At 70.8% G+C, this 25,762-nt stretch carries 25 protein-coding genes; 10 read left to right on the top strand and 15 right to left on the bottom strand.

Annotation, left to right across the window (positions count from 1 at the left end):
- Nucleotide 1: 1 nt before the first annotated feature.
- The 3 genes from VGX25_RS12685 to VGX25_RS12675 all read right to left on the bottom strand — a co-directional run bounded on the left by VGX25_RS12685 (nt 2) and on the right by VGX25_RS12675 (nt 3,827).
- On the bottom strand, nt 2–901 hold the full coding sequence (locus VGX25_RS12685; protein ID WP_326917894.1) for an ABC transporter permease: 900 nt from the start codon (nt 899–901) through the stop codon (nt 2–4).
- Entirely contained in the window at nt 898–1,938 is a 1,041-nt protein-coding gene (locus tag VGX25_RS12680; RefSeq protein WP_414635789.1) for an ABC transporter permease, read from the bottom strand. The genes VGX25_RS12685 and VGX25_RS12680 overlap by 4 nt, the downstream gene beginning before the upstream one ends.
- Before the next feature lie 74 nt (nt 1,939–2,012).
- Nucleotides 2,013–3,827 (bottom strand): ABC transporter substrate-binding protein, encoded by a 1,815-nt coding sequence (locus tag VGX25_RS12675; RefSeq protein WP_326917892.1) that lies wholly within the window; start codon nt 3,825–3,827, stop codon nt 2,013–2,015.
- Between the two features lie 102 nt (nt 3,828–3,929).
- Between VGX25_RS12675 and VGX25_RS12670 the strand changes: the two genes are divergently transcribed.
- Both VGX25_RS12670 and VGX25_RS12665 read left to right on the top strand, forming a co-directional pair.
- Nucleotides 3,930–4,757 (top strand): M55 family metallopeptidase, encoded by an 828-nt coding sequence (locus VGX25_RS12670; RefSeq protein WP_326917891.1) that lies wholly within the window; start codon nt 3,930–3,932, stop codon nt 4,755–4,757.
- Complete coding sequence (locus tag VGX25_RS12665) at nt 4,750–6,054, top strand: M20/M25/M40 family metallo-hydrolase (protein ID WP_326917890.1); 1,305 nt, start codon at nt 4,750–4,752, stop codon at nt 6,052–6,054. The genes VGX25_RS12670 and VGX25_RS12665 overlap by 8 nt, the downstream gene beginning before the upstream one ends.
- A gap of 184 nt (nt 6,055–6,238) precedes the next feature.
- Here VGX25_RS12665 and VGX25_RS12660 read toward each other — a convergent pair whose 3' ends face one another.
- The 3 genes from VGX25_RS12660 to VGX25_RS12650 are packed head-to-tail and all read right to left on the bottom strand — an operon-like array spanning nt 6,239 to nt 9,816.
- Nucleotides 6,239–7,210 (bottom strand): aldo/keto reductase, encoded by a 972-nt coding sequence (locus VGX25_RS12660; protein WP_326917889.1) that lies wholly within the window; start codon nt 7,208–7,210, stop codon nt 6,239–6,241.
- Between the two features lie 12 nt (nt 7,211–7,222).
- Nucleotides 7,223–9,073, bottom strand: a complete 1,851-nt coding sequence (locus VGX25_RS12655; protein ID WP_326917887.1) for an AMP-dependent synthetase/ligase — start codon at nt 9,071–9,073, stop codon at nt 7,223–7,225.
- The gene (locus tag VGX25_RS12650) at nt 9,070–9,816 is read right to left on the bottom strand and encodes a GNAT family N-acetyltransferase (protein ID WP_326917885.1); all 747 of its coding nucleotides are present in this window, start codon (nt 9,814–9,816) and stop codon (nt 9,070–9,072) included. Before VGX25_RS12650 ends, VGX25_RS12655 begins: the two co-directional genes overlap by 4 nt.
- Nucleotides 9,817–9,875: 59 nt before the next feature.
- Here VGX25_RS12650 and VGX25_RS12645 point away from each other — a divergent pair, with 59 nt between their 5' ends.
- Nucleotides 9,876–13,133, top strand: coding sequence for a GH92 family glycosyl hydrolase (locus VGX25_RS12645; protein WP_326917883.1), 3,258 nt, complete (start codon nt 9,876–9,878; stop codon nt 13,131–13,133).
- Nucleotides 13,134–13,145: 12 nt separating this feature from the next.
- Here the strand turns inward: VGX25_RS12645 and VGX25_RS12640 are convergent, their stop codons facing one another.
- The 3 genes from VGX25_RS12640 to VGX25_RS12630 form a co-directional block, all read right to left on the bottom strand.
- Entirely contained in the window at nt 13,146–13,829 is a 684-nt protein-coding gene (locus VGX25_RS12640; protein WP_326917881.1) for a hypothetical protein, read from the bottom strand.
- Nucleotides 13,830–13,898: 69 nt separating this feature from the next.
- Complete coding sequence (locus VGX25_RS12635; protein ID WP_326917880.1) at nt 13,899–14,621, bottom strand: histidine phosphatase family protein; 723 nt, start codon at nt 14,619–14,621, stop codon at nt 13,899–13,901.
- Between the two features lie 24 nt (nt 14,622–14,645).
- Nucleotides 14,646–15,614, bottom strand: coding sequence for a YafY family protein (locus VGX25_RS12630; RefSeq protein ID WP_326917879.1), 969 nt, complete (start codon nt 15,612–15,614; stop codon nt 14,646–14,648).
- A gap of 62 nt (nt 15,615–15,676) precedes the next feature.
- Between VGX25_RS12630 and VGX25_RS12625 the strand changes: the two genes are divergently transcribed.
- The 3 genes from VGX25_RS12625 to VGX25_RS12615 all read left to right on the top strand — a co-directional run bounded on the left by VGX25_RS12625 (nt 15,677) and on the right by VGX25_RS12615 (nt 17,470).
- On the top strand, nt 15,677–16,768 hold the full coding sequence (locus tag VGX25_RS12625; protein WP_326917878.1) for an epoxide hydrolase: 1,092 nt from the start codon (nt 15,677–15,679) through the stop codon (nt 16,766–16,768).
- 76 nt (nt 16,769–16,844) lie between these two features.
- A complete protein-coding gene (locus VGX25_RS12620) occupies nt 16,845–17,063 on the top strand; it encodes a type II toxin-antitoxin system VapB family antitoxin (protein ID WP_326917877.1) in 219 nt (72 codons plus the stop codon).
- The gene (locus VGX25_RS12615) at nt 17,060–17,470 is read left to right on the top strand and encodes a PIN domain nuclease (protein WP_326917876.1); all 411 of its coding nucleotides are present in this window, start codon (nt 17,060–17,062) and stop codon (nt 17,468–17,470) included. Before VGX25_RS12620 ends, VGX25_RS12615 begins: the two co-directional genes overlap by 4 nt.
- A gap of 5 nt (nt 17,471–17,475) precedes the next feature.
- Here VGX25_RS12615 and VGX25_RS12610 read toward each other — a convergent pair whose 3' ends face one another.
- The gene (locus tag VGX25_RS12610) at nt 17,476–18,315 is read right to left on the bottom strand and encodes an undecaprenyl-diphosphate phosphatase (RefSeq protein WP_326917874.1); all 840 of its coding nucleotides are present in this window, start codon (nt 18,313–18,315) and stop codon (nt 17,476–17,478) included.
- 30 nt (nt 18,316–18,345) lie between these two features.
- Nucleotides 18,346–19,395: an LLM class F420-dependent oxidoreductase gene (locus VGX25_RS12605; RefSeq protein WP_326917873.1), complete on the bottom strand. Its 1,050-nt coding sequence runs from the start codon at nt 19,393–19,395 to the stop codon at nt 18,346–18,348.
- A 105-nt stretch (nt 19,396–19,500) separates the two neighbouring features.
- Between VGX25_RS12605 and VGX25_RS12600 the strand changes: the two genes are divergently transcribed.
- The gene (locus VGX25_RS12600; protein WP_326917871.1) at nt 19,501–20,472 is read left to right on the top strand and encodes an aldo/keto reductase; all 972 of its coding nucleotides are present in this window, start codon (nt 19,501–19,503) and stop codon (nt 20,470–20,472) included.
- Here VGX25_RS12600 and VGX25_RS12595 read toward each other — a convergent pair.
- Nucleotides 20,469–21,389 carry an ABC transporter substrate-binding protein gene (locus VGX25_RS12595; RefSeq protein WP_326917870.1) on the bottom strand — a complete coding sequence of 307 codons (921 nt, stop codon included), beginning with the start codon at nt 21,387–21,389 and terminating at the stop codon, nt 20,469–20,471. The two genes, VGX25_RS12600 and VGX25_RS12595, sit on opposite strands and share 4 nt — an antisense overlap.
- A 313-nt stretch (nt 21,390–21,702) precedes the next feature.
- Nucleotides 21,703–22,089, bottom strand: coding sequence for a hypothetical protein (locus VGX25_RS12590; protein ID WP_326917869.1), 387 nt, complete (start codon nt 22,087–22,089; stop codon nt 21,703–21,705).
- A gap of 151 nt (nt 22,090–22,240) precedes the next feature.
- On the opposite strand from VGX25_RS12590, the gene VGX25_RS12585 reads away from it, so the two are divergent.
- The 3 genes from VGX25_RS12585 to VGX25_RS12575 all read left to right on the top strand — a co-directional run bounded on the left by VGX25_RS12585 (nt 22,241) and on the right by VGX25_RS12575 (nt 24,284).
- A complete protein-coding gene (locus tag VGX25_RS12585; RefSeq protein ID WP_326917867.1) occupies nt 22,241–22,948 on the top strand; it encodes a carbonic anhydrase in 708 nt (235 codons plus the stop codon).
- Nucleotides 22,949–23,061: 113 nt separating this feature from the next.
- A complete protein-coding gene (locus VGX25_RS12580; protein ID WP_326917865.1) occupies nt 23,062–24,069 on the top strand; it encodes a hypothetical protein in 1,008 nt (335 codons plus the stop codon).
- Nucleotides 24,066–24,284 (top strand): DUF5703 family protein, encoded by a 219-nt coding sequence (locus tag VGX25_RS12575; RefSeq protein ID WP_326917864.1) that lies wholly within the window; start codon nt 24,066–24,068, stop codon nt 24,282–24,284. Before VGX25_RS12580 ends, VGX25_RS12575 begins: the two co-directional genes overlap by 4 nt.
- A gap of 14 nt (nt 24,285–24,298) precedes the next feature.
- On the opposite strand, the gene VGX25_RS12570 is transcribed toward VGX25_RS12575, so the two are convergent.
- Both VGX25_RS12570 and VGX25_RS12565 read right to left on the bottom strand, forming a co-directional pair.
- Nucleotides 24,299–24,778 carry a DUF2231 domain-containing protein gene (locus VGX25_RS12570; RefSeq protein WP_326917863.1) on the bottom strand — a complete coding sequence of 160 codons (480 nt, stop codon included), beginning with the start codon at nt 24,776–24,778 and terminating at the stop codon, nt 24,299–24,301.
- Between the two features lie 95 nt (nt 24,779–24,873).
- A complete protein-coding gene (locus VGX25_RS12565) occupies nt 24,874–25,752 on the bottom strand; it encodes an alpha/beta fold hydrolase (protein ID WP_326917861.1) in 879 nt (292 codons plus the stop codon).
- Nucleotides 25,753–25,762 lie beyond the last annotated feature (10 nt).

The following is a 25,762-nucleotide window of genomic DNA, read 5'->3' as shown; positions in this document are numbered from 1 at the left end:
GCTACCGCCTCCCGGCCTTCAGGTTGGGGTTGACCACGATCTCCAGTGCCCGCCCGCAGAGGGTGAACGACAGCACGACGGCGACGATGGCGATGCCGGGCGGCAGCAGGTACCACCAGGCGCCGGCGGTGACCGAGCCGGTGTCCAGCGCCTGCTTGAGCATCAGGCCCCAGGAGACCTTGCTCGGGTCGCCGAGGCCGAGGAAGGCCAATGTGGACTCGGAGATGATCGCACTGCCGACCGCGAGCGTGGTGTTGGCCAGCACCAAGGGAAGCACGGCCGGGAGCACGTGCCGCAGGAGGATGTGCGGGTGCCCGCCGCCGAGCGCCTGGGCCCGCTCGATGTACGGCCGGGCCTCGATGGTCAGCGTCTGCGCGCGCACCAGGCGGGCGGTGGACGGCCAGGAGGTGACGCCGATGGCCAGGATGATCGTCGACAGGCCCCGTTCGAGCATCGTGGACAGCGCGATGGCCAGCACCAGTGCTGGCAGCACAAGGAAGAAGTCGGTGACCCGCATGAGCACCGCGGACACCCACCGTCCAAAGTGGCCGGACAGCATGCCGACGATGGTGCCGATGCCCACCGAGAGCACCGCCGCCGCGATGCCGACGAGCAGCGACACCCGGGCGCCGTAGACGGTCAGGTCGAGCACCGAGCGCCCGGCGTGGTCGGTGCCCAACCAGAACTCGCCGCTCGGCGGGGTGAGGATCCCGCCGGTCGCCTTGATCACCGACAGGTCGTCCGCGCTGATCCACAGCGGGGCCAGCAGCGCGATCAGCACGATGCCGAGCAGCGCGGCCAGGCCGACGAGGCCGGAGCGGCTGTCGGCGAAGTCGCGCCACAGCTTGCCCGCCGCCCGGCGCCGCCGGGCCCAGGCGATCCGTCCCGCTCCGGTGCTCATGCCGCACGCACCCGCGGGTCGAGCAGCCGGTACACCAGGTCGGCCAGCACGTTCATCACGACGACCGCGCCGGCCAGCACGATCATCGTGCCCTGCAGGAGCGGGTAGTCGGGGAAGCCGATCGCGTTGTAGGTGAGCAGGCCCAGCCCCGGCCAGGAGAACACGGTCTCCACGGTCACCGCGCCGGACACGAGCAACCCGGTGTGCAGGAAGATGATCGTGACCGTGGGCAGCAGCGCGTTGGGCACCGCGTGCCGGCGCCGGACCTGGTCGTCGGTGAGTCCCTTGGCCCTGGCCGTGGTCAGGTAGTCGGCGTTCATCTCCTCCAGCAGCGACGAGCGCATCACCATGAGGTACTGCGCGTAGGTCACCGCGGTCAGGGTGACCGCGGGCAGCACGAGGTGGTGTGCGACGTCCAGCACGGCGGGCAGGAACCCGTCGACGCCGCCGGGCGTGGTCATCCCTGCGGTCGGGAACAGGTCAAGCGCCACCGCGAACACCATGAGCGCGATCAGGCCGAGCCAGAACGTCGGCACCGACCACAGCACCAGCGAGGTGCCGGTGGCCAGCCGGTCGAACCGGCTGCCGTGCCGCCACGCCGCCCTCGTGCCCAGCCACAGGCCGAGGACGAGGGCGAGCAGCAGCGCGGCGCCGGTCAGCAGCAGGGTCGGGCCGATCCGCCCGAGGATCAGGTCGCCGACCGGCTGCTTGTACTTGAACGAGGTGCCGAGGTCCCAGCGCAGCAGGTCGCCGAGGTACTCGACGAACTGGCCGGGCAGGGGCTCGTCCATCCCCCACTCGGCGCGCAGCTTCTCGATCTGCTCGATGCTGGTGTGCGAGTCGGTCGTGATCGACCGGATCGGATTGCCCGGCAGGGCGCGGAACAGGAAGAAGCCGAGCACGACCACCAGCAGCAGGCTGACCAGCCCGCCGCCGATCTTCACCGCGACGAAGCGGGCGGTGCCGAGGGCGCGGACCCGCCCGGCGGCCCGCTCGCCGCCGGGCAGCTCCGCGACCGGTTCGGTCGTGGTCAGCATGTCGACCACTGCTGCGCTCCCAGGTCAGGTGTCGTGAGTCTTTTGTGGGCACCGCAAAGACTCACGACGGTGGACTACTCCCGGTCGTCGGCGGTGGCCCGGCGCCGGCGGCTGAGGCCCCACACGGCGCCGGCCACGAGCACCGCGGCGCCGCCGACGATGCCGACGACCGCGCCGGTGCCGAGGCCGGAGTTGGGCTCGGACGCCGCCTGCGTGTCCTCGGCCCCGACCGGGACGGCGTTGTAGTAGCCCCAGTAGCCGCTCTGGTTGGCGATGATCCCGTTCTCGGCCGGCTGAGTCGCGAACGAGCTGAACCGGTCGGAGCGGTAGGCCTCGAGCTGCTTGTCGTAGTAGAGCATGATCGCGGACACGTTGTCGTGCAGGATCGCCTGCGCCTGCTGGACGAGCTGCATCCGCTTGGACTTGTCCAGCTCGCCCTGCTGCTTGGCGTAGAGCGCGTCGTACTCGGTGCTGCAGAAGTTGGAGTCGGACAGCTCGGTGCCGACCACCTTGCAGGTCTGCTGGGCGAGCTGGTAGTCGGGGTCCGGGCTCACGCTCCAGCCGCTGATCGCCATGTCGTAGTTGCCGGCGTTGGTGTCGTCGTTGACCTGGTTGGAGCCCTTGAACTCGACCGTCACGCCGACGCCGAGCTCGGCGAACCAGCCCTTGACGAACTCGGCGATCTGCTGGCGCTCCGCGTCGTCGCTGGTGACCAGCAGGCGCAGGTTGATCTCCTTGCCCTGCTTGTCGGTCCGGGTTCCGCCGGCGCCCTTGGCGTACCCGGCCGCCTCGAGCAGGGAGTTCGCCTTGGCCAGGTCGAAGTTGTGCTTCTGCGACTCCGACGGCTTGAACGTCCAATCGGGATAGACCGCCGGCATGACCTGGGTCGCCGGCTCCGCCAAGCCCTGCTTGACCTTGTCGATAATCGTCTTCACGTCGACGGCGTGGGCCAGCGCCTTGCGGAAGTTGACGTCCTTGAGCACGGGGTTGCCGTTGCCGAACGCGCTGCCGTCGGCCTTCGGGTTGCCCGGGTTGAAGATGATCTCGGTGTACCGCCGGTTGTTGCCCGCGTGGGTGGTGATGTTCGGCTCGTTCTGCAGGGCCTTGTACTGGTTGGCCGTGAGCCGGTAGACGAGCTCGACGTCGCCCTTGCGCAGACCCTGGACGGCGGCGTCGGTGCTCTCGTACTTGACGTACTGCAGCTTGTCCACCTTGGACCGGCCGCGCCAGAACTTGTCGTTGGCCTCCAGCGTGACCGACTGGCCCTCCTGGTACCCGGTCAGCACGAACGGGCCGCTGCCGACCACCGGGAACTTGTCGGTGTTGGTGAAGTTCTTGATGTCCTTGACGTCCTTCCAGACGTGCTCGGGCACGATCGGGACCTCGGAGGTGAGCATGGACGCCTGGGGCTGCTTGGTCTTGATCACGAGGGTGGTGTCGTCCTTGGCGGTGACCGACTCGTAGTTGGTCACCGCGACGCCGTTGGCCGCGGCCGCGTCCTCGTTGGTCATGATCAGGTTGTAGGTGAACGCCACGTCCCGCGCGGTGATCGGCTGCCCGTCCGACCACTGCATGCCCTTGCGGATGTGGAACGTCCAGGTCAAGTTGTCGCTGGAGGTCTCCCAGCGCTCGGCGAGGCCCGGTTCGGGCGACGAGTCCTTGGCGCTGGCCACCGTCAGGTACTCGTACATCATGCGCAGGATCTGCGTGGGAACCAGCAGGACGGACTGGAACGGGTTCATCGAGTCGACGTCCGTCGTGAACGCCACGCGCAGCGTGACGGGCCCCTGGGCGCCTGCCGCCGGGATGCTGTTCGGGGTTGCCAGCGGGGCCGCGACCAGCGTTGATATCGCCAGTACGGCGCCGAGTCCCCATCGCCTCAATCGCACGGTGACCACCTCTTCCTTCCCGGATTGCAAGGAAGTAACCATCTACCGGCCTACAAAGTCAATGACTGCCGGCGAGTGGTGCCAAGAAGTAACGTAGCGCGCATGCGGATCATGATTTCGGCGGACATGGAGGGCGCCACCGGCGTCACCTGGGCCGCCGACGTGGAGCCCGGCACCGAGCAGTGGCAGCGGTTCCGCCGGATGTTCACCGGCGACGTGAACGCCTGTGTGGCCGGGCTTGTCGACGGCGGCGCCACCGAGGTGCTGGTCAACGAGGCGCACTCCAGCCAGCGCAACCTGCTGCTCGAGGAGCTCGAACCCCGGGCGCGCCTGCTCACCGGCCGGCACAAGCCGCTGTCGATGATGCAGGGCATCGACGCGGGAATGGATGGCGTGGTGTTCCTCGGCTACCACGCCGGCGCCGGCGTCGACGGCGTGCTGTCGCACACCTACCTGCCGAACTCCATCACCGGGGTCTGGCTCGACGGGGTGCTGGCCAGCGAGGGCCGGCTCAACGCGGCCATGGCCGCCGAGCACGGCGTGCCCGTGCTCCTGGTCACCGGCGACGACCTGACCTGCGTGGATGCCGAGGACTACGCGCCGGGCGCGCGGCGCGTCGCGGTGAAGGAATGCGTCAGCCGCTACGCCGCGATCTGCTCCCCGCCCAAGCACACCGCCGCGGAGATCTTCCAGGCCGCCAAGACCGGCATGGCCATGGCCGGGCGGGTTGAGCCGGCGTCAAGCTCGCATCGAATCGAGGTTGAGTTCGACGCCACACACTTGGCCCACGCGGCCGCGGTGATACCCACGGTCGAGCTGGTCGGGGTGCGTCGGGTCGGGTTCGACGCGCCGACGATAACCGAGGCGATGAAGGCGTTCAAGGTGGTCACCGCGATAGCCTCGGGGGCCGTGGAGGGTGCTTATGGTTGACGCGGTCGAGGAGCTGTGCGCCCAGCTGATCAGGTTCGACACCACGAACCGGGGGCACGGCCAGTGTTGCGGGGAGCGCGAGGCCGCCGAGTTCGTCGCCGATCACCTGGTCGACGCCGGGCTCAAGCCGCTGACGCTGGAGCGGGCGCCGCGGCGCACCAACGTGGTGGCCCACCTGCCCGGCCTTGACCCGGCGCTGGACCCGATCCTGGTGCACGCCCACCTCGACGTGGTGCCGGCCGACCCGGGCGAGTGGTCGGTGCCTCCGTTCGCCGGCGAGATCCGCGACGGCTACGTGTGGGGGCGCGGCGCGGTGGACATGAAGGACATGTGCGCCATGCTGCTCACGGTGGTGCACCGCTGGGCGGCGGAGGGGCGCGGCCCGCGGCGGGGGCTGGTGCTCGCGTTCGTCGCCGACGAGGAGGACCGCGGCGACTACGGCGCGCACTGGCTGGTCGACGAGCACGCCGAGCTGTTCGCCGGCTGCCGGGCGGCGATCGGCGAGTCCGGCGGCTACACGATCCCGATGCGGTCGGCGTCCGGCCGGCGTGTGCAGCTGTACCCGGTGGGCACCGCCGAGCGCGGCACGTCGCACCTGATGCTGACCGCGACCGGCCGGGCCGGGCACGGGTCCCGGCGCAACGACGACAACGCGGTGGTCACGCTGGTGAACGCGCTGGCCCGGCTGGCCGCGCACCGCTGGCCGGTGCGGCTGATCCCGGCCGTGCGGGCCTATATCGAGCGGACCGGAGCCGCGCTCGGCGTAGAAGTCGATCTGTCCGATGTGGACGCCACGCTGGCGCGCCTCGGGCCGGCGGCGAAGCTGGCCGAGAGCACGGTACGCAACAGCACCACGCCGACCGTGCTCAACGCCGGCTACAAGGTCAACGTGATCCCCGGGGTGGCGCAGGCCCAGGTGGACACCCGGGTGCTGCCGGGCACCGAGGAGGAGCTACTGTCCGAAGTGGACGCTCTGCTCGGCCCCGGCGTGCGCCGCGACTTCATCACCCGGCAACCGCCCGTGCAGGCCCCGGTCGACTCCCCGTGGTTCACCGCGATGGCCGACGCGTTGCGCGCCGAGGACCCGGACGCCGTGGTCGTCCCCTACTGCATGGGCGGCGGCACCGACGCGAAGGCATTCTCCCAGCTGGGCATGGACTGCTTCGGCTTCGCTCCCCTGCTCCTACCGGAGGGCTTCGACTACCGCGCAATGGCCCACGGCGTCGACGAACGGGTCCCCATTGAAGGCCTCCGATTCGGTGCCAACGTGCTCGACCGGTTCCTCTCCACGGTTTGAGCCGAGGCGCCACGTGATGTGGCTTTCCTCAGGGCAACTTCTCGAACATCGTGCGGAACGAGACCGCGCCGCGCGCGCGGCGCGCGGCGGCGCCTCGTTCCCCGCGGCGATCATGTTCGGTACCCGACAACACAAGCCCCGCCACTGCGGCGGTGAGACCTCGCTTCCTTCGGTGAGGACGGTGTCAGGCCGGCAGGTAGAAGTTGCGTTCCCAGCGGTGGCGGGTCAGTGTGGCCAGTTGGTCGTCGGTGAGGGGGCCGGCGTCGCCGATGGCGGCGTTGCGTTCGACGTTGCGGACGTTGCGCATGCCCGGGATCACGGTCGACACGGCGGGGTGGCTGAGGACGTAGCGGAGCGCGATCTCGGCCACCTGGTCGGGCGTGATGCCGAGGTCGTCGACGAGGGCGTTGACCCGGCGCTCGATCTGGGCCGGGCGGTCGCCCTGGAAGTAGACGCGGCGGAAGTCGCCATCGGGGAAGGTGGAGTCGGCCGTGATGGTTCCGGTGAGGCCGCCCTCGTCGAGCGCCACCCGGACGATCACCCCGATGTCGTGCTCGGCGCAGGCGGGCAGCAGCCGCTCCCGCGGCGCCTGGTGGAAGACGTTGTAGATCACCTGAACGGTGTCGACATGTCCACTTTCGATCAGACCGAGCACGTTCTCCGGCTGGTAGTCGTTGATGGACACCCCGAAGAACCGTAGCTTGCCCTCGTCCCGCAGCGCGGCGATGGTCTCCAGCCAGTCCCCGCGGCCGATCCACTCGTCGCTCCACACGTGTAGCTGCACGACGTCGAACGCCTCCAGGCCGGAGGCGCGCAGGCTGGTCTCCAGGCTGGCGCGGATGTGGTGGCCGGGGAACACCTCGGCCGGGTCGAGGCCGTCGCGGGCCGGCCACTCCAGGTTCGCCGGCGCCACCTTCGTCGCCACGAAGATCCGTTCACCCGGGTGGTCGCGCAGGACCTTGCCGACGATGCGCTCGCTCTCGCCGTAGCTGCGGGCGGTGTCGATGAAGTTCACGCCGAGCTCGATCGCCCGGTGCAGCGCCCGCACCGACTCGTCCTCGGTGGCGCCGATCCACCGCCGCTCGCCGATCCCCCATGCACCGTACCCGATCTCCGACACCTCCAGGCCGGTCCGGCCCAGCGTGCGGTATCGCATTGATCTCTCCTTCTACCCGGACGTCTGCAGGGCTTCCGCGTACAGCTTGTCGATTTCGCCGGCGTACCGCTCGGCGATCACCCGGCGGCGCAGCTTCAGGGTCGGGGTCAGCTCCCCGGACTCGGCGCTCCACGGGCGGTCCACGACGTGGAAGTACTTGATCTGCTCGACCCGGGACAGCACGGCGTTGGCCGCATCCACGGCCGCGGCGAGCTCACGCCGGACCTCGGGGTGCGCGGCCAGCGCGGCCAGATCGCCGGTGATGCCGCGGGCGGCGGCCCAGACCGGCGCCGCCTCCTCGTCCAGCACGAGCAGCGCGGTCAGGTACGGGCGCCGGTCGCCGACGCAGACCGCCTGGCCGATCAGCGGGTGCGCCCGGAGCAGACCCTCCACTTTGGACGGAGCGACGTTCTTGCCGCCGGAGGTGATGATCAGCTCCTTCTTGCGGTCGGTGATCGACAGCAGGCCGCGCTCGTCGAGGGTGCCGATGTCGCCGGTGGCCAGCCAGCCGTCGGCGTCGGTGTCCGGGCGGATCGTGCCGTCCTCCTGCAGATAGCCGGCGAACACGATCGGCCCGCGGACGAGGATCTCGCCGTCGTCGGCGAGGCGGACCTCCACGCCGGGGCCGACGGCGCCGACGGTGCCGGGACCGAAGGCGTCCGGCCGGCTCAGCGTCGCCGCGCCGGTGGTCTCCGAAAGGCCCCACACCTCGGTGACGGTCAGGCCGATGCCGGCCAGGAACTCCAGCACGGCCACCGGGATCGGCGCGGCGCCGCTGGAGTTGCGCAGGGACTCGTCGAGGCCGAGCCGGGCCCGGATCGGCCGCAGCACGGCGGCGTCCACCTGCTCGAACCGCGCGGCGAGGTCGGCGGGGACCTCGGCGCCGTCGGCCCGCAGCCGGTACACCCGCAGGGCCAGCTCGCGGGCGGCGTCGACGTGGGCGCGCTGCTCGGCGGGCAGCGCGTCGAGCCCGGCCCGCAGCGCGGCGGCCATCTTCTCCCACACCCGGGGCACGCCGAAGAACCCGTGCGGCCGCACCGCAAGCAGGGTGGGCACCAGCTGGGCCGGGTCGGCGCAGATCGTGACGTGCCCGGCCTGCCAGATCGGCAGGTAGATGCCGAGCATCCGCTCGGCGATGTGCGCAAGCGGCAGGTACGCCACGGTGCGCGGGTGCTCGACGAACTCCGGCCAGACCCGGTCCGACATCACCGCCTGGTAGATCGCGTTGGCGTGGGTGAGCACCACGCCCTTAGGGTCGCCGGTCGTGCCCGAGGTGTAGATCATGCACAGCGGCCGCTCGGGCGTGGCGGCGTCGGTGAGCCGCTCGAACTCCGCGGCCCGGTCGGCGCGTTGGATGCCGCCGCTCTCCCAGACCTCCTCGTAGCCGACGAACCGGTCGTCGCCGGACGGCATGGCGTCCTCGTCGAGCACGATCACCCGGCGCAGCGCCGGGAGGTCGTCGAGCACCGGCAGCAGCCGCTCGAGCTGGACGGCGCCCTCGGCCACGATCACCGGGGCGGCGCTGTGCCTGGCCACGAACCGGACCTGGTCGGAGCTGAGCGTCTCGTAGGTGGTGCACGGGATCGCGCCGAGGTGCACGGCGGCGAGGTCGGCCACCCAGTGCTCGGGCCGCTTCGACATCATGATCAGCATCCGGTCGCCCCGGTTCAGCCCGAGGCCGGCAAGGCCGTGGGTGAACGCGGCGATCTCCGAGCGCAGCCGCGACCAGCTGTAGGTCAGCGCCTTGTCGCCGATCCCCTCGGTCAGCGCGGGGTGCTCGGCGTGCTCGATGGCGTTTCGGCGCAGGAGCGTGGGGATGGTCCAACCCGCGGCCAGGTCGCGGATCTCGTCGGCGGTGCTCATCGGGCGTCCCTTCGCCAGACACGGTTGCGGTAATGATGATGTCGGGTGAAGCCCATCCCGCGATAGAAGGCCCGGGCGGGTTCGTTGGTGGACTCGAACTGCAGGTAGCACCGTGTCGCGCCGTGGGAGGCGCCCCAGGCCAGCAGCGCGCGCAGCATCCGGGCGGCAAGGCCGCGCCGGCGGTGCTCGGGCAGCACCTCCATGGAGGTCACGCCGAGCCAGCCGGCAACGACGACGCCGCGGCCGATCGCCACGGTCCGTCCACCGTCCACAATGGACCCAAAGGTCACGGTGTCCGGCGCGGCCAGGATCCGGACGCCCACGGGCGGAACGGTCTTGGCCCGGTAGACGGCGATCCAGCCGGCGTCGGGCGTGGGCGCGAACGTGACCCCGGAGTCGGGCGGGCCCGGGGTCACCGGCGCGGTCAGGACCTCGGCGTCGATGTCGAACTCCCAGCCGAGGGCGGCCGCGACCTCGTCGACGTTGGCCATGGCCGGCAGCGGGACGGCCAGCCTCGGCGGCAGGCCGCGCTCGGCGTACCAGGCGCGGACCCGGTCGAGGGCCTCGGTCAGCGGCAGCCCGGGGTCGCCGACCAGCAGCGCCGAGTTGGCCCGGCGGGTCCAGCCCTCCCCCGCCCGCAGCAGCCAGTCGCCGAGCCGGGCGGTCTCCGGCGCGGGCCACCCTTGAGCCGCGACCACCTCCAGGGCCAGGATGTCGGCCCGGAGTTCGGGTGTCACGGACATTCGGCGAAGATCTCCAGTCATCGGGTCGGCAGCTTGATCCTAGGAAAGGGAGCGGTGGCATGAGCGCCGAGGACTTCTTCACGTCGTTCGAGGAGTCCGACCCGGCGCCCACCTGGTCCGACACCGTCGACACCGACGACGACGGCAAGCCGCGGGCCGACGGCGCCACCCTGCGCACCCACGCCGGAAGCGGGCCGGGTCGCGCCTACACCGCCCGGACCCACGCCGGGTTCACCGGCGCGCGGTCACTGCGGTACCAGGGCGCGCACCGCGCGACCGGGCCGGCGCACGTGTTCAACAAGCTGTTCTGGACCGAGGTGCCGGTGACCGCGGACACCGAGCTGTCCTACGTGATCTTCCCGGAGACCGACGCGGCCACCCACGTCGCGATCGACCTCGCCTTCGACGACGGCACGTTCCTCAGCGAGCTCGGCGCCACCGACCACCTCGGCTTCGGGCTGTCGCCGCGGGGGCAGGGCGAGTCCAAGGCGCTGTACGTCAACCAGTGGAACCGGCGGGCCGTGCGGCTGGGCGAGGTGGCCGAGGGCAGGACGATCATGAAGATCCTGGTCGGCTACGACGGGCCGGCCGGGCCGGCCGACGTGTCGGGCTGGATCGACGACCTGGCGATCCGTGCCGTGCCGCGGCGGCCGCGCGACCGGCCGACCGACTACGTGCTCACCACCCGGGGCACCAACTCCACAAGGGACTTCTCGCGGGGTAACACCTTCCCGGCGACCGCGGTGCCGCACGGGTTCAACTTCTGGACGCCGATCACCAAGGCCTGCGTGACCAACTGGTTCTACGAGTACCACCGGGGCGCCGCGCTGCAGGCGTTCGGGTGCAGCCACCTGCCCAGCCCGTGGATGGGCGACCGGCAGACATTCCACGTCATGCCGAGCGCCTCGACAGGACGGATCCGGGCCGGGCGCCGCCATCGGGCGCTGACCTTCAGCCACGACAACGAGATCGCCCAGGCGCACTACTACAGCGTGCTGTTCGACAACGGCATCCGGACCGAGATCGCCCCGGCCGACCACGCCGCGATGCTCCGGTTCACCTTCCCCGGCAAGGACGCCGCCCTGATCTTCGACAACGTCGGCTGCCACGGCGGGCTGACCCTCGATCCGGCCACCGGGACCATCTCCGGCTACAGCGATGTCCGAAGTGGACTGTCGGTGGGCGCGGGCCGGATGTTCGTCTACGCCACGTTCGACCGGCAGGTGACCGACAGCGGCAAGCTGTGGCGCGGCCTGCAGCGCCGGGTCACCGGGTTCTTCCAGTTCTTCCCCGAGGACGATGGCCCGACCGTGGTCACCATGCGGATCGCCACCTCGCTGATCAGCCTGGCGCAGGCCAAGAAGAACCTCGCCCTGGAGATCGCCACCGACGACACGTTCGACGACGTCCGCGACCGGGCCCGGCGGCAGTGGGACGAGGTGCTCGAACGGGTGGAGGTCGAGGGCGCGACCGAGGACCAGCTCGTCACCCTCTACTCAGGACTGTACCGGCTGTTCCTGTACCCCAACGGCGGGCACGAGAACACCGGCACCGCCGAGCGGCCGGAGTGGTACTACGCCAGCCCGTTCGCCCCGCGGCTCGGCGCCGACACCCCGACCACGTCGATGGCCAAGCTGGTGCCCGGCAAGGTGTACGTCAACAACGGGTTCTGGGACACGTACCGCACCTGCTGGCCCGCCTACGCCCTGCTCGCCCCCGGCCGGTGCGGCGAGCTGATCGACGGGTTCGTCCAGCACTACCGCGACGGCGGCTGGATCTCCCGCTGGTCGTCCCCGGGCTACGCCAACCTGATGACCGGAACCAGCTCCGACGTGGCCTTCGCCGACGCCTACCTCAAGGGCGTGACCAACTTCGACGTGCGCGGCGCCTACGAGGCGGCCGTGCGCAACGCGACCGTGCTGCCGCCCAACGATTCGGTGGGGCGCAAGGGCATCGGCGAGTCGACCTTCCTGCACTACACGCCGACCTCGACGCACGAGAGCGTCTCCTGGACCCTGGAGGGTTGCGTCAACGACTTCGGCATCGCGAACCTGGCGCGCGCGCTCGGCGACGAGGACAACCACGCGTGGTTCACCGATCGCGCCCGGCACTACGTCAACCTGTTCGACCCGGACGTCGGGTTCTTCCAGGGCCGCAGGGCCGACCACGCGCGCCGGCTGTCCCCCGCCGACTACGACCCGCGGGTGTGGGGCTTCGACTACACCGAGACCAACGGGTGGAACACCGCGTTCAGCGTGCCGCACGACGGGCAGGGCCTTGCCAACCTGTACGGCGGCCGGGAGGCGCTGGCGGCCAAGCTGGACGAGTTCTTCACCACGCCGGAAACCGCCCGGTTCCCGGGCTCCTACCGCACGGTCATCCACGAGATGACCGAGGCGCGCGACGTGCGGATGGGGCAGTACGGGCACAGCAACCAGCCGTCGCACCACATCATCTACATGTACGCCTACGCCGGTCGGCCGTGGAAGGTGGCCGAGAAGGTCCGGGAGATCCTGTCCCGCGGCTACTCCGGCAGCGAGATCGGCCAGGGCTACTGCGGCGACGAGGACAACGGCGAGATGTCGGCGTGGTGGCTGTTCAGCGCGCTGGGCCTGTACCCGCTGCAGGTGGGCACCCCGTACTACGTCATCGGGTCGCCGCTGTTCCGCAAGGCGGCCGTGCGCCTGGAGAACGGCCGCAAGCTGATGATCAACGCGCCGAACAACGGCCCGCGCAAGGTGTACGTGCAGAGCCTGAAGGTCAACGGGCAGCGCTACGACAAGGCCTACATCGCCCACGAGGTGATCGCCGCCGGCGCGGTGCTGGACTTCGTCATGGGGCCCGAGCCGTCCCGCTGGGCCACGTCGCCAGACTCCCTGCCGCCGTCGATCACCACCGGCGACGAGATTCCCCTTCCGCTGCACGACATCACCGGCTCCCGCGCGGGCACGGCGAGCTGGAGCGGCGGCGACGACCCCGGCCCGATCTTCGACGACACCCTGCGGGAAACCACGTTCGGCGCGTCCACCCCGTGGATCCGCTACTCGCTGCGTGACTCCCGCGCCACCGTTCGCCGCTACACCCTGACCTCCGGCTCCCGCCCCGGCGACCCGAAGAGCTGGGTGCTTGAAGGCTCCAACGACGGCGCCACCTGGACCGTCCTCGACACCCGCACCGACGAGGAGTTCCGCTGGCGCCGCCAGACCCGCGCCTTCACCGTCCGTACCCCCGGCGAGTACGCCCACTACCGCCTGCGCATCACCGCCAACACCGGCGAGCGCACGACCACGCTCGCCGAGATCGAGCTGCTCGCCTAGGTTCGGCCCGGGTCAGAACCCGCGCCTGGCCCGCAGCCACTGGGTGGTCGACCCGCCCAGGGCGAGGATCAGGCTGATCGCCGGCATGACCGCGAAGAACAGCGCGCTGCCGATGAGGAAGGCCTTGGCACCTTCGACGACGTCGATCCCGTAGTCCGGCACGGCCGCGAAGACGATGAGGTAGAACAGGCAGATCACCAGCTCGAGCGCCGCCCCGACGATCAGGATGACCCGGCCCTTGCCCTGGGTGATCTGAATGCCGCCCCAGATCAGCAGGACGATGCCGGCGGCCTGGGCGAGCAGGACGACCCATCCGACGACCGCGTTGGATCCGCCCTGGCTGGCGCCGGAGATGCCCAGGATCGTGGTGATCAGGGTGATGCCGGCCTGGACGTAGGCCAGCACCGCCGCCGCGGTCACCGTGCCCGGCCGCGACGCCGGGCCGGCGCCGTGGCCGTAGTCGGGCGGGGCCTGCGGCAGGCCGCCGGTGCCCTGGGCGTAGCTGGGCGCCTGCGGGTAGGTCGGCTGCTGGCCGTATGCCGGTTGCTGGAAACCGGCGGGCGGCGACTGCGGGTAGCCACCGGGCTGCTGCTGCTGGTACCCCTGCGGTGGGTAGCCGCCCTGCTGCGGGTAGCCGCCCTGCGGAGCGCCGGGCTGACCGTAAGATCCGGGTTGCTGGCCGTAAGGCTGAGACATGGTGACGCTCCTCGGGGGCCGACGGTGGCGCCTGATGATGGCACAGGCGCATGTCACAAGTCGTCCGATTCACCCAGAACGTGTCGGCGGATCTGTCCGTGTGTCGCCGGTGGAGCCGCCGATGGTGGCGTCGCCGGCGGACTCGGCCGGTTCGGGCTTGCGGGGGACGATGCTGGCCAGCTCGCCGCCGGTGTCGTTGACGCGGAGCACGAACGGGCGGGTGTCGGTGTAGCGCACGACGGACACCGAGGCCGGGTCGACCACGATGCGCTGGAACGTGTCGAGGTGCTGGCCGAGCGCGTCGGCCAGGATGGACTTGATCACGTCGCCGTGGCTGCACAGCAGCCAGACCGCCTCGGCGCCGTGCTTGGCGGTGATCCGGCCGTCGTGGGCGCGCACCGCGGCGACCGACCGGGCCTGGACCGCCGCGAGGCCCTCGCCGTCCGGAAACACCGCGGCGGACGGGTGCTGCTGCACGACCGTCCACAGTGGCTCCTTGAGCAGGGTCTTCAGCTCCCGGCCGGTCCACTCCCCATAGTCTACTTCGGACAGACGATCCTCGGTGCGCACGTCGAGCCCGCGGGCAAGGGCCAGCGGGCGCACCGTGTCCTGGCAGCGGGTCAGCGGCGAGCACACGATCTCGGCGAGCGGGACGTCGGCCAGCCGGTCGACCAGCGCCGCGGCCTGCCGCTGCCCGGAGGGGTCCAGCGTGACGCCCGGCGACCGGCCGGCGAGCACACCCGATCCGTTGGCCGTCGACCGGGCGTGCCGGAGCAGGACGAGGGTGGCCACACGGTGCAGCCTACGGACATCTGACTACGTACGCCGCGGGATCGCCCGGTGGTAGCGATCGGCGAGCGTGGCGATCAGCTCGACCAGCTCGGGCGGCTCGGTCACCTCGAAGTCCACGCCGAGCATGCCGAGGTAGACGGCGAGCGTGTCCAGCGCGTCGGCGCCGGTGTCCAGCACGCATGTGGTGTCGTCGACGGCCTCGACCAGGCCGACCGCCGGGGTGATCCGGCTCAGCACGGCCTCGGCCGGGGCGTGCACGAGCACCCGCGCCCGGTACCGCCAGGCGGCCGCCGACACCCGGCGCGAGACATAGGCCGCGATGTCCGGCTCGGGCGGCTCGCGCGGGGTGAACCGCGGCCCGGCCGGCGGGCGCGGTGCGATCCGGTCGGCCCGGAACGTCCGCCAGTCCCGGCGGTCGGTGTCCCAGGCGACCAGATACCAGCGGCGGCCCCAGTTCACCAGCCGGTACGGCTCGACGGCCCGCCGGGTCACCGCGCCGCGGTGGTCGCGGTAGTCCAGCCGGAGCACCTCGTGGTCGCGGCAGGCCGCGGCCAGCGTGCTGAGCACGGCGGGGTCGACGCCGGGGCCGGCGCGGTCGGGCGGCACCGGAACGGTGTACGTCTGCACCGCGTTGACCCGCCGGCGCAGCCGCGACGGCAGCACCTGCTCCAACTTGGTCAGCGCGCGCAGGGAGGTCTCCTCGATGCCGAGGATCGCCGTGCCCACCGCGGTGCGCAGCCCGACCGCGACGGCGACCGCCTCCTCGTCGTCGAGCAGCAGCGGCGGCAGCGCGGCGCCGGCCCCCAGCCGGTAGCCGCCGACCGGGCCCCTGGTCGCGTCCACCGGATAGCCCAGGTTGCGCAGCCGGTCGATGTCGTTGCGCACCGTCCGGCGGCTGACTCCCAGCCGCTCGGCCAGCTCGGTGCCGGTCCAATCCGGACGGCTCTGCAACAGCGACAGCAGGCGGAGCAATCGCGCCGACGTCTCCAACATGTGCCCTAGCCTGCAGACCAAGTAGGAATGAACCTTGCCTAATTGTCTCCTACGCTACCCGCATGGCTGACGACACCGAGATCCGACCGTTCCGCATCGACGTTCCCCAGTCCGATCTGGACGAGCTGCGCCACCGGCTGTCCCGCACCCGATGGCCCGACGAGCTGCCCGGCGTCGGCCGAGCCTACGGCGTGCCCGTCGAGTATGTGAAGAAGCTGACCGACTACTGGCTGGACGGCTACGACTGGCGCGCCATGGAGGCGAGGCTCAACTCCTACCCGCAGTTCACCACCGAGATCGACGGCCAGAATGTCCACTTCCTGCACATCCGCTCGGCCGACCCGGACGCGCTGCCGCTGATCCTCACGCACGGCTGGCCGGGCTCGGTCGTCGAGTACCTCGATGTGATCGAACCGCTCTCGGAGACCTTCCACCTGGTGATCCCGTCCATCCCCGGCTTCGGCTTCTCCGGCCCCACAAGGGAAACCGGTTGGAACCGGTACCGGGTGGCGGCCGCCTGGAAGGAGCTGATGGCCCGGCTCGGCTACACCCGGTACGGCGCGGTCGGCAACGACGCCGGCTCGTTCATCTCCCCCGAGGTCGGCCGCCTCGATCCCGAGCACGTGGTGGGCGTGCACGTCACGCAGATCTTCTCGTTCCCGTCCGGTGATCCCGCCGAGCTCGCCGACCTGACCGAGGAGGAGCAGGCGGCGCTGGCGCACCTGCAGTGGTTCCACGAGAACATGGGCGCGTTCGGTCAACTGCACGCCCAGCAGCCGCAGACGCTGGCGTTCGCGCTCGCCGACTCCCCCGCCGGACTGCTCGGCTGGAACGCTCAGCTGATGGGCGAGGACTGCACGCCCGACTTCGTCCTCACCAACGTCGCGATCTACTGGCTCACCGGCACCTCGGCGTCCGCCATTCGCCTGTACTACGAGGACGCCAAGGCCACCCACCCCACCGAGCCCACCACCGTCCCCATCGGCGTGGCGGGCTTCGCCGGCGACTTCGCCTCCATCCGCCGCTTCGCCGAGCGCGACCACAAGAACCTCATCCACTGGGCGAAGTACGACCGCGGCGGCCACTACGCCGCCCACCAGGCCCCCGACCTCCTGGTCCCCGACATCCGCGACTTCTTCGCCAAGGTCCGTTGACCCATCGGGATATCATGGATATCCGACGTAGATATCGATGATATCCCGATGGTGTCTCACCGAAGGAGGTCGAGCCATGGCCACGATCAAGACCCCGATCGAGATCGACCAGGAGGCCCTGGCGACAGCCTCCGAGGTCCTGGGTACCAAGACGAAGAAGGACACCGTGAACGCCGCGCTCCGCGAGGTGGGTCAGCGGCTTGTGCGGCAGCGGGCGCTGGCCAGGCTCGGGGAGATGGCCGATCGCGGTGACTTCGACGAGTTCGTGGCCAACAAGGCGGCATACCGCAGGTGATCCCGGCCCTTTACCTGATCGACACCTCCGGCCTGTTCCGGATCTTGCAGGACGAGCTGCGGCAGGCATGGTCGGACGCCCTTGCCGCGGGTGTCATCGCAACCTGCCCGGTCGTGGAGTTGGAGTTCCTGCACTCCGCGCGATCCCTTGCGGACCGGTTGGAGAAGGTGCGGCTGCTGCGTGATCTGTTCGGCTGGGTGCCGATTGCTGAACGTGCCTGGGAACGGGCGGCGGAAGTACAACAGTTGCTCACCGAGTCCGGCAAGCATCGCTCGGCCGGTGCCGTCGACCTGCTCATCGCCGCGACCGCGGAGCACGAGCGCCTCACGGTCCTGTGCGACGACCGGGATTTCGCGTCCGTGGCAGCGGTTACCGGGCAGAACGTCAAGCTGGTCACCGACATCTGAGTCGACTACGGCTCGAGGGTCCCGGCGGCCAGCAGGCCGAACAGCAGGAGGCCGACGAGGACCCGGTACAGGCCGAAGCCGTTGATGCTGTGCCGGGCGACGAACCGCAGCAGCCAGGCGACCGAGGCGTAGGCGACCACGAAGGACACCACGGTGCCGACGATCAGCGGGCCGGCGCCGACGCCGGCGCCGAGGGCGTCCTTGAGCTCGTAGATGCCGGCGCCGGTCAGCGCCGGGATGGACAGGAAGAACGACAGCCGGGTGGCCGAGACCCGGTCCAGGCCGAGCAGCAGCGACGCCGAGAGCGTGGCGCCGGACCGGGAGAAGCCGGGGAACAGCAGGGCGAGGATCTGCGACGAGCCGACGATCATCGTGTCGGCCAGCGTGACCTCCTTCTCGCCGCGCTTCTGCGTTCCCCGGCGCTCGGCCAGCCACATCACGCCGCTGCCCACGACCAGCGAGCCCGCCACGATCCACAGCGACGCAAGCGGGCCCTTGATCAACGACTGGGCGGCGATGCCCACCACCACGATCGGGATGGTCGCGAAGATCACCCACCAGGCGAACCGGTGGTCGTGCTCGCCGCGGGCCGCCGGGTTCACCAGCCCCCGGAACCAGGCGCCGAGGATCCGCCTGATGTCGCCGAGGAAGTAGACGAGCACCGCGGCGATGGCGCCCACCTGGATCACCGCGGTGAACCCGACGACGGCCGGGTCGTCGACGGGGATCTTCAGCAGGCCCTCGGTGATCTTCAGGTGGCCGGTGGAGGACACCGGGAGGAACTCGGTCAACCCCTCGACGACCCCGAGAACGACAGCGTCGAGAACGCTGATGGTGCTACTCAAGAACGATCCTCGCCATCCGGGTGGCGAGCGTCAGTCGCCTACCCCCGCCTTGTCCAGAGCTTCCGCGGCCACGCGCAACGCCGCCGTGCCGCGCTGCACATCTTGCAGGGCGACCGAGACGGTCAGGGTCGTGACCCCCGTTTCGGCCAGCGCCCGCATCCGGTCGGCGATCCGCTCCATGGGTCCCAGCAGCGACGTCGAGTCCAGGAACCCGACCGGGACCTTGGCCGCGGCGCCGAGATAGTCCTTGGCCAGGTACAGATCCTGGATCTCGGCCGCCTCGGCGGCGTAGCCCATCCGGCAGGCGAGGTTGTTGTAGAAGTTCTGCTCGCGGCTGCCCATCCCGCCGACGTAGAGCGCGGCGTACGGCCGCACGAGGTCGGCGGCGGCCCGCCAGTCGTCGTCGACGACCAGCGGCAGGGTCGGGACCACGTCGAAGCCGTCGAGCGTCTTGCCGACCTTCGCCCGGCCCTGCCTGATCAGCTCGAGCGACTCGCGCCCGTGCTCCGGCGAGTAGAAGATGGCCAGCCAGCCGTCGGCGATCTCGCCGGTGAGCCGAAGGTTCTTCGGCCCGATCGAGGCCAGATAGATCGGGATCTCCGCGCGCACCGGGTGCACGGTCAGCTTCAGCGGCTTGCCCGGCCCGTCCGGCAGCGGCAGCGTGAAATGCCGGCCCGCGTAGCTGACCCGCTCGCGGCGCAGCGCGGTGCGGACGATGTCGACGTACTCGCGGGTGCGGCCGAGCGGCTTGTCGAACTTGACGCCGTACCAACCCTCGGAGACCTGCGGGCCGGACACGCCGAGCCCGAGCCGGAACCGCCCGCCGGACAGCGTGTCCAGGGTCGCCGCGGTCATCGCCGCCATCGTCGGTGCCCTGGCCGGGATCTGCAGGATGGAGCTGCCGACGTCGATCCGCCGGGTGTGCGCGGCCACCCAAGCCAGCACCGTCGGCACGTCCGAGCCGTACGCCTCGGCCGCCCACGCCACCGCGTAGCCGAGCCGGTCGGCCTCCTTGGCTAGCTCCAGATTGGCCGCGTCGTTCCCGGCGCCCCAGTAGCCGAGGTTCAGTCCGAGTCGCACCCGCCCGACCCTACTCCTAGTTGGCCTGCTGCCAACTGTGTCGTGCCACGCCGTTGACGTGTGCCTGCCATCGTGATACGGGACCGGCGTTTAGGCTCGCTTTCCGTGGAGCAACGACACCTCGGTCGCAGCGGCCTGCGGGTGTCCAGGCTGGGGCTGGGCACCATGACCTGGGGCAAGGACACCGACGCCGACGAGGCCGCCAGCCAGCTGGTGGCCTTTGTGGACCTCGGCGGCACCCTGGTCGACACCGCGGACGTGTACAGCGACGGAGAGGCCGAGCGGATCCTCGGCGGCATTCTGGGCGACCTGGTGCCCCGCGACGCCGTCGTGCTCGCGACCAAGGCCGTGGCCCGGCGCGACGACGGGCCCTTTGGCGGCGGCGCGTCCCGCGGCGCTCTGCTGTCCGCATTGGACGGATCGCTGCGCCGCCTCGGCGTGGACCACATCGACCTGTGGCAGCTGCACGCCTGGGACGACCGGGTGCCGCTGGAGGAGACGCTGTCCGCTGTGGACTTCGCGGTGCGCGCCGGAAAGGCGCGCTACGTCGGGGTGTCCAACTACTCCGGCTGGCAGCTGGCCACCGCGGCCACACTGTCGCGTTCGGACACCGCGCCGATCGTGAGCAACCAGGTGGAGTACTCCTTGCTGGAGCGTGGGATCGAGCGGGAGGTCGCGCCGGCGGCCGCCTACCACGGCATCGGGTTGCTGCCCTGGGCGCCGCTCGGCCGCGGCGTGCTCACCGGGAAGTACCGGACCAGCACCCCGGCCGACTCGCGCGGGGCGTCGCCGCACCTCGCCCCGTACGTCGAGCACCATCGCACCGATCGCGCCGCCCGGATCGTCCAGGCCGTGGTCACCGCCGCCGACGGGCTGGCCACCTCGCCGCTGTCGGTGGCCCTGGCCTGGGTCCGCGACCGGCCCGGCGTGGTCGCGCCGATCGTCGGCGCCCGCGACACCGGCCAGCTGCTCGGCTCCCTGCTGTCCGAGGAGCTCACCCTGCCGTCGGCCATCCGCGCCGCGCTCGACGACGTCAGCAACATCGAGCTCGGCTATCCGGAGCTGCCGCTCGACTAGGTCAAGATCCTCGTCGACACGTTGATCCGCTCGGTCAGCATGCCCTGCGACACCATCAGGTCGGCCACCCGCTGCGGCCGGACCGCGCGCAGCGAGCTGGGGTACGTGCCCACGTTCATCAGGGAGGCCACGGTGCTGGTCACCCCGGCGTTGCGCAGGTAGTCGGTGAACTCGCGCTCGAGGGCCGTCCGGTCCTGGGCCCGCACCTGCGCCTCCACCAGCGCGTTCTGGAACGCCCGCACGGTGCGCGGGTTGCGCTGGGCGAAGCTGCGCGCGCACACGTACCCGGACTGCGGCAGCTCCAGGGTCGCGCCGGTGGCCGTGTCGACGAACGGCACGGCGCCGGTCTGGAGCGCGGCCACGGTCAGGAACGGCTCGATCAGCCAACCGGACTGCGCATCGCCCCGCTGCACGGCCGCACCGATCTGGTCGAACGGCGTCTCCACGATCTGCACGTCGGCCGGGGTCAGCCCGTTCGTGGCGAGCAGCGCGTTGATCAGGAGCACGCCGAGACCGGCCGTGTTGTTCACCGCGATCCTGGTGCCCTTCAGATCGCGCACGGTCCGCAGCTTCGAGCCGGGCGCGGTCACCAGGACCGCCGTGTTCGCGCTGGCCTGGAACGCCTCGCCGACCAGCACCCAGTCGGCGCCGTCCCGCATGTTGAGGAAGATCGTCACCCAGCTGTCGAAGTGGATGTCCTCGTTGCCCCGCTCCAGGTCGAACCGGTTGTCGCCGGTGAGCTTCGACTCGACCATCCTCGGCCGCAGCCCGTACTTCTCGAAGATCCCTTCCCGCTCGGCGATGTGCAGTGGCGCCTCGTCGGGCACCCCGAGCACGCCGAGGCGGACCTCGGGCAGCTCCACGTCGGTGGCGGCCGAGCCACCACCCTGGTTCGACGCGCAACCGGCGAGCAGCATCGCTCCCGCAGCCGTGAGAACACTTCGCCTGCTGAACGTAACTGGTGAGTTATTGACGAGCTCGCGTGAGCGAGCCGTCAATCTCCGCGCAGCCGTAGCGCTCAATCTGGACACTCCTCGGAATACTCATGGCCCTCCCCCTCGAAGGGCCTCAAGTCAGGCGACAGGCTACGTCGCCGTAACTTGCATTGAAAGAGTCCCCGGGTCCAGGTTCGCGCAGTTCACACCGGTGCTGACCGGCCGCTCACGGTTGGGCACGCAAGGTCAGTGGACAGATTTCTCTGAACTGCTAAATGCACGCAAAAGAATCGCGTCATACCCCAAAGTAGTCGCTCACGTCGGTCCGCCACATCATTCCGATCGAGGTGAGCAGAAACACTGCCGACACGGCCAGTGCAATCATTCCCAACAGCGAGTAATCGACCATCAGAGCGGTCATCGCGATCATGAGACAGGACAGCACGCTCGACGCGGTCCGCGCCCAGTTATGGCCGGAACGCACGGACAGCGCGAACCAGACGGCCAGCGCGAACGGGATCAGGTAGAGCCAGAAGGTGCCATCGAAGGCGAGGTAGAGCCGGTAGCCGGCGGCGACCCCGACCTGGGCCAGCACGAGGGCGGTGGCGATGCGGACCGGCCGCGGTGGATCCACCCGGGCGACGTCGCCGAAGATGGGCGCGTTCATCGGATCGATGGTCACCGTTGACCTCCTCCGCATCCTCACCAGGGATTCGACCAGTGATACCAGTTCGTTACAAGCCTCCACCTGCGCCAACGGGTTTTCACTCATTCGGGCGAACCGGCGGCGCTCGCCTGGCTGGGTTCCGCGCGCGCCCGTGACCATCGCGTGCATGAGCCACGTCCTTTCCCGCCGGCTGCTGCTCGCCGCCGGCACCGCGACCGCGGCCGGCCTGGTCGCCGGCGCCGGCCTCGCCGCGTCACGGCCGACCGCGCCGCCCGACCCACCCGACGCCGCGGAGGCGTGGCGCAGGTTGGAGTCCGGCAACGCCCGCTTCGCCGCCGGCACCCCGGACCATCCGCACCAGGACCCGGCGTGGCGCGAGTCGCTGGCCGGCGGGCAGCACCCGTTCGCGTGCGTGCTCGACTGCGCCGACTCCCGGGTTCCCCCGGAGCTGATCTTCGACCAGGGTCTCGGCGACCTGTTCACGGTGCGCACCGCGGGCGAGGTGCTCGACGACGCGGTCGTCGGCAGCATCGAGTACGCCGCGGAGCACCTACACGTTCCGCTGATCGTCGTGCTCGGCCACAGCGGCTGTGGCGCGGTGCGGGCCGCGATCGACCTCGTGCACGGCGCCGGATCGACCACCGGCGCGGTCAACACCATGGCCAGGGCCATCGAGGCCGCGGTCCGGTCCACCCCGCCGGATCCCGACCCGGCCGCCTTCTGGCTGGCCTGCGTGCACAACCAGGCGCGACGCGTCGCCGTCGAGCTGGCCGAGCGGTCCAACGCGATCGGGTCGGCGGCGCAGGCCGGCGCGGTGGAAATCGTCCCGTCCGCCTACGACCTGCGCAGCGGGCGGGTCCGCCGGCTGGACTGATGGCGCTCACTTGCCAGGGTGGTGAAACACAGGGGATGCTGGCCGTAACGTTCCGATGACAGCGACGTGAAGTCGGGCGGGCTTCGCGCAGTCAACGGGCCGGTGGGAGGTCGATGTTGCGTCGCGTGGTTGCCACCCTGCTGGTGGGCTCAGCGGCGCTCGTCGCCGGGTGTTCCACCGACGCGCAACCCGACGACGAGCTGATGGTCACCGACTCCCCGGTGTCCGCCACCCCCGCGGTGTCCCCGCGGCCCGCCGTGGCGCCCGCCGGCACGGTGCTCCCGCTGTCCGGCCGGCCGACCGCCATGGTGGTCGACCCGGCGACCCGGCTGCTCGCGGTGGCCGTGGACGGCCCGCCCGCCGTGTTGCTGTTCTCCGTAGACACGCTCGACGCCGCGCCCCGGACCGTGCCGATCCCCGGCGTCGCCGAGGATCTGCGGCTGGCCGGCGAGGGCGGACCGCTGCTCGTCGCCGCCGACCGGGCGCTGGTGCGGGTCGCGCTGCCGGCCGGCGCCGCCACGACGACCTCCGTGGACGGGACACCGGCCAGCGCCGCCCAGTTCCGGGACCGCACCCTGGTGGCCGTGCGGGACCGGCGGGAGGTCGCCGTGCTGGACGGCGCGGGTGGCCGGCGGGTGATCACGGGTGGCCTGTTCAGCGCCGACCGGGTGCTGTCCACCGGCGACGCGGCCGTGGTGCTCGACCGGCTGCGCAACGCCCTGTTCGAGCTGGACGTGCCGGCCGGCTCCGTCCGGCAGGGGCTGCGCGCCGGGCAGGGCTCGACCAACGCGGTCACCGACCGGTTCGGCCGGGTGCTGGTGGTCGACACCAGGGGCGGGGCGCTGCTGGCGTTCTCCCTCGACCCCCTGCTGATGAGGCAGCGCTACCCGGTCGGCGAGGCGCCGTTCGGCATCGCCTACGACCCCGCCCGGGACCTGGCGTGGGTCACGCTGACCGCCACCAACGAAGTCGTCGGCTACCACGTGGCGGGCGAGGAACCCCGTGAGCGGTACCGGTTCCCGACCGTCGGCCAGCCGAACACCGTGACCGTGGATCCGGGCAGCGGGCGCGTGTTCGTCGCGTCCGCGACCGGAGGAGGGATGCAGGTGATTCCCATATGAGCGATACCGACGGGGTGATAGACGGAGACTGGGAGTACCGGCCGCTGCGGCTGCCGCCGGCGGTGTCGCGGCGCTCAGCGGCCACCCAACTGTCGATCCATGCGGAGTTCTCCGGATGGGAGCTGTCCACCGTGCGGCTCTACTCGGACGGCTCCCGCAAGGTCTGGCTGAAGCGGCGCCGGCGGCCGGGGCTGCTGCCGGACCTGATCATCTAGCTCCCAGCGGGGGCCTACCGCGGCGGGAGGTCCTCGACGTAGTCCCACACCGCGCGCGACCCCGCGTCGCCGACGCGATAGACGTGTATGCCCGCGGCCACGGCGAGGCCGAGGGTGAGCACCGCGGCCGCCACCGTCGCCAGCCGGGCCCAGCGCAGCGCCTGACGCTGGCCCATCGTGTGCACGACCATCAGCGCGACCACCGCGACGAGCAGCGGGATCGCGTACCACAACAGCTGGTTGCCGAGCCGCTCGTGCTCGTCGATCTGGGAGTTCGGCGGCAACCGGTTCTTCAGGCTCTCCCCGCTGTCGGTGGCGATCGGGACGAGCGCCGTTGCCACCGCCGCCACCGCGACCACCAGCCACCCGTAGCGCCGCCGGGCGGCCGGCCACAGCGCGACTACCACCGCGCCGAGCACCGCGAGAGGCATCAGCACCACCAGGAAGTGGATCACCATCACGTGCGTCGGAAGTCCGTTCACGAACTCAGGCATCGTCGCCTCCACCTAAGTAGTCCACCTAAGTAGTCCGGGTGTAGATCCAGACCTACGCATCGGCCTCACCGGGGGTTCATGTGAGCGGAAGATCGTTATGTAGCCCGTAGCACGGCGTGCACCAGCCCGACCATCCGCGGAATGATCTCAGCGGACCCCTCGAGCGGCAACATATGACCTACACCGGGCAGCACCACGGCGGTTCCACTCTGGACGGAGCCGGCCAGCGCGCGGGCGTGCGCGGCGGGCACCAACCGGTCCCTGTCCCCCACGACTGCCAGCACCGGCGTGCCCGCCGCCACGGTCAGCGCCACCTCACGGGCGTAGCGGTCAAGCGCCGGCAGGAACAGCGCCACGGTGTCCGGCCAGTGCTTGGAGATCATGTGCGCGACCAGCGCCGTGTCCGCCGGGTCGGGATCGTCGCCGAGCAGCAGCCAGCGCAGACCGATCGTCGTGGCCTTGTCGATGCGGTTGCGGACGTGGTCGAGGAGGCGGGAGCCGAGGATCGCCTCCAGGTCCCGCACCAGCCGGCCGACCGACTGCGGCAGCGTCGCGGAGGCCTCGGCGAGCCGACCGGCCGGTGTGGACAGAAACACCAGCCCGGCCACCCGTTCGGTGAACAGCTCCGGCTGCCTGGCGGTCAGGGCCATGCACACCAGCCCGCCCATGCCGTGTCCGGTGAGCACGACGCGTCCACGTGGGACGGCGAGCCGGACCAGCTCGGCCAGGTCGTCGCCGAGCCGCTCGACGGTCGCCGTCGCCTCGTCGGCCGGGCCGGACTCGCCGTGCCCGCGGTGGTCGTAGGCCAGCACCTGGATCGGCCGCTCGGTCGCCCGCGGCAGGATCTCCAGGACCTTGTGCCAGATCCGCAGGTCCTGCGCGTAGCTGTGCACCAGCACCACGGTCAGCTCGGCATCCGGGTCGCCGGCCCGCACGAGGTTGATCGCGGTGCCGTCCGACAGGGTCTCGCTCACCCGGCGGTTG

This window comes from Actinophytocola sp. (genome assembly GCF_035942955.1).
Taxonomy (GTDB): Bacteria; Actinomycetota; Actinomycetes; order Mycobacteriales; family Pseudonocardiaceae; genus DASYTH01.
Note: the sequence above shows the minus strand (reverse complement) of the source record. Positions and strands in the feature narration are given on the sequence as shown.

Bases quoted from the DNA above. Each gene is read 5' to 3' on its own strand.
- VGX25_RS12685 (WP_326917894.1), bottom strand. From the start codon at position 901: ATGAGCACCGGAGCGGGACGGATCGCCTGGGCCCGGCGGCGCCGGGCG.
- VGX25_RS12680 (WP_414635789.1), bottom strand. From the start codon at position 1,938: ATGCTGACCACGACCGAACCGGTCGCGGAGCTGCCCGGCGGCGAGCGG.
- VGX25_RS12670 (WP_326917891.1), top strand. From the start codon at position 3,930: ATGCGGATCATGATTTCGGCGGACATGGAGGGCGCCACCGGCGTCACC.
- VGX25_RS12665 (WP_326917890.1), top strand. From the start codon at position 4,750: ATGGTTGACGCGGTCGAGGAGCTGTGCGCCCAGCTGATCAGGTTCGAC.
- VGX25_RS12660 (WP_326917889.1), bottom strand. From the start codon at position 7,210: ATGCGATACCGCACGCTGGGCCGGACCGGCCTGGAGGTGTCGGAGATC.
- VGX25_RS12655 (WP_326917887.1), bottom strand. From the start codon at position 9,073: ATGAGCACCGCCGACGAGATCCGCGACCTGGCCGCGGGTTGGACCATC.
- VGX25_RS12650 (WP_326917885.1), bottom strand. From the start codon at position 9,816: ATGTCCGTGACACCCGAACTCCGGGCCGACATCCTGGCCCTGGAGGTG.
- VGX25_RS12645 (WP_326917883.1), top strand. From the start codon at position 9,876: ATGAGCGCCGAGGACTTCTTCACGTCGTTCGAGGAGTCCGACCCGGCG.
- VGX25_RS12640 (WP_326917881.1), bottom strand. From the start codon at position 13,829: ATGTCTCAGCCTTACGGCCAGCAACCCGGATCTTACGGTCAGCCCGGC.
- VGX25_RS12630 (WP_326917879.1), bottom strand. From the start codon at position 15,614: ATGTTGGAGACGTCGGCGCGATTGCTCCGCCTGCTGTCGCTGTTGCAG.
- VGX25_RS12625 (WP_326917878.1), top strand. From the start codon at position 15,677: ATGGCTGACGACACCGAGATCCGACCGTTCCGCATCGACGTTCCCCAG.
- VGX25_RS12620 (WP_326917877.1), top strand. From the start codon at position 16,845: ATGGCCACGATCAAGACCCCGATCGAGATCGACCAGGAGGCCCTGGCG.
- VGX25_RS12595 (WP_326917870.1), bottom strand. From the start codon at position 21,389: ATGCTGCTCGCCGGTTGCGCGTCGAACCAGGGTGGTGGCTCGGCCGCC.
- VGX25_RS12585 (WP_326917867.1), top strand. From the start codon at position 22,241: ATGAGCCACGTCCTTTCCCGCCGGCTGCTGCTCGCCGCCGGCACCGCG.
- VGX25_RS12580 (WP_326917865.1), top strand. From the start codon at position 23,062: ATGTTGCGTCGCGTGGTTGCCACCCTGCTGGTGGGCTCAGCGGCGCTC.
- VGX25_RS12575 (WP_326917864.1), top strand. From the start codon at position 24,066: ATGAGCGATACCGACGGGGTGATAGACGGAGACTGGGAGTACCGGCCG.
- VGX25_RS12570 (WP_326917863.1), bottom strand. From the start codon at position 24,778: ATGCCTGAGTTCGTGAACGGACTTCCGACGCACGTGATGGTGATCCAC.